This is a genomic window from uncultured Brachyspira sp., assembly GCF_944390595.1.
Taxonomy (GTDB): Bacteria; Spirochaetota; Brachyspiria; order Brachyspirales; family Brachyspiraceae; genus Brachyspira.
On sequence record NZ_CALXRN010000115.1, the window covers coordinates 1 to 4584 of the forward strand.

5 protein-coding genes are annotated in these 4584 nt (G+C 31.3%); all 5 read right to left on the reverse strand.

The window, feature by feature from the left end; all coding sequences use genetic code 11:
* Positions 1-597, reverse strand: a 597-nt coding sequence (locus Q0J90_RS06275; protein WP_297277084.1) for an ATP-binding cassette domain-containing protein, incomplete at its 3' end; no start/stop codon positions are given.
* 33 nt (positions 598-630) lie between these two features.
* Positions 631-1614 carry an ABC transporter ATP-binding protein gene (locus tag Q0J90_RS06280; protein ID WP_297277085.1) on the reverse strand — a complete coding sequence of 328 codons (984 nt, stop codon included), beginning with the start codon at positions 1612-1614 and terminating at the stop codon, positions 631-633.
* A gap of 33 nt (positions 1615-1647) precedes the next feature.
* Entirely contained in the window at positions 1648-2637 is a 990-nt protein-coding gene (locus Q0J90_RS06285; RefSeq protein ID WP_297277086.1) for an ABC transporter permease, read from the reverse strand.
* An 18-nt stretch (positions 2638-2655) separates the two neighbouring features.
* Complete coding sequence (locus Q0J90_RS06290) at positions 2656-3576, reverse strand: ABC transporter permease (protein ID WP_297277087.1); 921 nt, start codon at positions 3574-3576, stop codon at positions 2656-2658.
* 204 nt (positions 3577-3780) lie between these two features.
* A partial coding sequence (locus tag Q0J90_RS06295; protein WP_297277088.1) for a cation transporting ATPase C-terminal domain-containing protein occupies positions 3781-4584 on the reverse strand: 804 nt, incomplete at its 5' end.

Here is a 4584-nt window from a genome sequence, read left to right on the forward strand (position 1 = left end):
CTGCATATCATAAAGCATATTAATAATCTGAGCTTGTATTGAAACATCCAATGCAGATACAGGCTCATCGCATACTATAAACTCAGGATTAACTGCTAAAGCACGTGCTATTCCTATACGCTGTCTCTGACCGCCTGAAAATTCATGAGGATACCTCTGTGCCTGCTCAGCATTAAGTCCTACAAGTTTAAGAAGATTTATTATTTTCTCTCTTCTTTCATCTTTTGTAGAATAAAGTTTATGAACATCTAGTGCCTCACCTATTATGTCTTCAACTGTCATACGAGGATTAAGTGAAGCATAAGGGTCTTGGAAAATTATCTGCATCTTTTTGGCATAGCTTCTGTAATTTGCTGTATTAACTTCTTCACCATCAAAAAATATCTTACCGCTTGTAGGCTTATAAAGATGAAGCAGAGTTCTTCCAAGTGTTGTTTTACCGCTGCCGGATTCTCCAACAAGTCCGAATGTCTCTCCCTTATTTATAGTAAAAGATACACCATCAACAGCTTTTACAGTTTGTATGCTTCTTCCAAAGAATCCGCCTTTTATTTTAAAATGTTGTTTCAAATCTTGTATTTCTATTAAAGGTTTCATAAAAACTCTCTTTACTCATTAATACTTTATTGTTTATTTAGGCATCTGATGCAGCCAGCAAGCCGAAAAATGCCCTTTCTCAAATTCTGTTATAGGAGGCTTATTATCAATACATACCTTCATACACTCTTCACATCTTGTACTAAAAGGACATCCTGCTTTCATATTAAGCAAGTCAATAGGAGTTCCCTCTATAGGAATAAGTCTGTCCTGTTTTATATCAATACGAGGAAGAGATTTCAAAAGTCCTAATGTATAAGGATGTTTAGGACGTTCAAATATATCAAATACTGTTCCTCTCTCTACTATTCCGCCGCCGTACATAACTATAATATCATCGGCCATATCGGCAACAATACCAAAGTCATGCGTAATAAGAATAACTGCCATATTGATTTTTTTCTGTATATCTTTTATAAGTTCAAGTATCTGTGCCTGTATAGTAACATCAAGTGCAGTTGTAGGCTCATCAGCTATAAGTATTTTAGGATCTCCTGCAAGTGCCATTGCTATCATTATACGCTGACGCATACCTCCTGAAAGCTCATGAGGATATTGATTTATTCTTCTTCTAGGCTCATTAATACCAACTAAAGTTAAAAGCTCAACTATTCTTTCAATTGCATCTGTTTTGCTAATCTTTTGATGCGTAGTTAATGCCTCCATAAGCTGATCGCCTATAGTATATACCGGATTAAGACAAGTCATAGGGTCTTGGAAAATCATTGATATTTCATTTCCTCTAATCTTTTTCTTTTCATGCTCAGAAAGTTTAAGCAAATCCCTGCCCTCAAAAATTATTTCACCATTCATAACTTTTCCAGGCTCATCAATAAGGCCCATAATAGAATATGCTGAAACACTTTTTCCGCTTCCGGATTCTCCTACTATACCCAAAACTTTAGATCTATCTAGTTTATAAGAAATATTATTAACTGCCTTAACTTCTCCAAGCGGAGTAAAAAAAGACACACTTAAATTTTTAACTTCTAATAAATTATTGGTATTATTTTCCATGAAAATATCCCCTTTTATAACCTTATATTCAAATTATCTATTTTTCATTCTAGGGTCTAAAGCATCTCTTAAACCATCGCCTACCAAATTAAAGCAAAGTATTATAATACTTATTAAAGCAGCTGGGAAAAGCAATTGATAAGGATAAGAATAAACACCGCTTACCGCATTGGAAGTTAAAGAACCAAGTGAAACCATAGGAGCACTAACTCCCAAACCTAAGAAACTTAAAAATGCCTCAACAAATATAGCATTAGGTATTTGAACCATTGCAGAAACTATTATTGCTCCCATTGCATTAGGTACTAAATGCTTGAAAATTATTCTTCCATGAGAAGTACCCAAAGCTCTGGCTGCTGTTATAAATTCCTGACCTTTTAATGCTAAAATCTGCCCTCTTGTCATTCTAGCCATATTAGTCCAATAAAGAAGAGATATAACTATAAATATGCTGAAAAGCCCAGGACCTAAAAGCCCTATTCCTCTTAATGATTCATTTTGTAAAAACAGCTTATCCATAGGTGCTTTCAATACAACAGATAATAATACAACTACTAAAAGTGTAGGTACAGCACTTATTATATCAACTATACGCATCATTATATTATCAAGCATTCCTCCGAAATACCCTGATATAGAACCGTAAACTATACCAATAATAACAACTAAAGTAGCAGATACTATACCTATTAAAAGAGATATTCTAGCTCCTATCATACATCTTACAAGCAAATCTCTTCCTAAAGTATCAGTACCGAATGGATGCTCTAATGTAGGAAGGCTGTTTTCCACACCTCTGTTTATTTGTGCATATCCATATTCAGATATCATAGGTATAATTATAGATAGAACTGCTATAACAGCTATTATAATAATAGAAACTAAAGCAACTCTGTTTTTCTTGAATCTTCTGTATGCATCCTGCCAATATGTTACGCTTTCTCTTTTTACTTCAGCAGATGCTTTTTCTTCCTCTGTAGCCTTTACAAATAATGATTTATCTAAACTTTGCATATTTTCCATTTAAGCCGCCTTTATAACTTAATCTTGTATTTTTATTCTAGGGTCTATAATACCGTAAGATAAGTCAACTAAAAAATTCATAGCTATTAAAAAAGCCCCATAAAATATTGTAACACCCAATATTGTAGGATAATCCCTTTGAGTTATGCTTTCTACAAAATATCTTCCAAGACCAGGTATATTAAATATTTTCTCAACTACAAATGAACCTGTAAGAATAGCAGCAGCTAAAGGTCCTATATATGTAACTATTGGTATAATAGCATTTCTTAAAGCATGTTTAAATATTATAATACCTCTTGATATTCCTTTCGCTCTTGCTGTTTTTATATAATCTTGGTGAATAACATCAAGCATGGAACTTCTCATAAGTCTAGCCATAAAACTTAAAGAACTGAAAGATAAAGCAAATCCAGGCATTATATACTGAGCAAATGAATCAAAACCATAAGCTGGAAGAAGTTTTAACTGTACTGAAAACACTATAATAGAAACTGTAGCAACAACAAAACTAGGAACTGCTATACCTAAAGTAGCGGCAACCATTACTGCCCTATCTACAAGCTTACCATGTCTTAATGCTGCAACTATACCAAACAAAACTCCTATAGTAGTAGAAATAAACATACTAAATATACCAAGTCTAAAGGATACTGGGAAAGCTCTTATTATAGTGCCTGAAACAGACTGACCTATCTTTGTAAGAGAAGTACCCAAATCTCCTTTAATAGCATTTTTTAAATAATTACCATACTGTACTATAAGAGGTTTATCTAAACCATACTTCTTATTTAAATTTTCTAATGCAACAGCACTTAATGGTTTTTCCCCAACAAATGGTCCGCCAGGAACAGTGTGCATCAAAAAGAAAGTTATAGTCACTATAACAAATAATGTTAAAAGTGAAATTAATAATCTTCTAATAACATAAGAAAACATAAGAAATACCCTTCATTTTAAAAAAATTAAAATTATTATTGACAGTATATTATCTAATAAAAATTAACTTTTGTCAAACTTTAAATGCTTTTAATTTTTACACAAATTTATTCAATGTCAAAAAATATATACCCCACCTATATATTTTTATAATAAAGGCATATACAGAAAAAATAAATCTGTATATGCTTCATTATTAATATATTATAATAATTCGCCAAATTTTCTAATATATACTTTCTTTAATAATGTAACTAATAATATATAAGCAAATATACAAGGAACTAAAAATATAAAATAAGTTTTAGGCAATGATACAAAACCTAAATGATGTCCTAAATTTGTAAACGGCACTATAGATAAAATTATAATGCTTGAAAAAGTTAATAAAAATACTTGTTTTGAAGGTCTGCTTTCTATAAAAGGAATTTTAGCAGTTCTTATCATATATATAATCAAAACTTGTGTGCATATAGATTCTATAAACCAGCCTGATTGGAACATAGAAGTATACATTGTTTTTATATTAGCTAAATCTGCACCATTATAATAATTGCCTAATTTATTATATAATATTCGATTAGAAACGAATAATGGACAGAAAACAAAGTACATTATTAAATAAGTACTCCAATCAAATATAGAACTTACAGGCCCCATCCAGCACATAAAATTTCCTATACTTGAAGCGTCCCATTTTCTTGGAAGTTTCAAAAATTCTTTATCAACATTATCCCAAGGTATTGAAGTGCAGCTTAAATCATATATTAAATTTAGTATGATCAAATGCACACTTTGCATTGGTATGAATGGCAATAGTATAGAAGCCATTAATACAGAAAACATATTTCCAAAATTTGATGAAGCAGTTATTTTTATATACTTTATCATATTGGCATAAGTTTTTCTTCCTTCTATTATGCCTTTTTCTAATACGGTTAAATCCTTCTCTAATAATATTATATCAGCAGCTTCTTTAGCTATATCAAAAGCACTGTCAACTGAAAT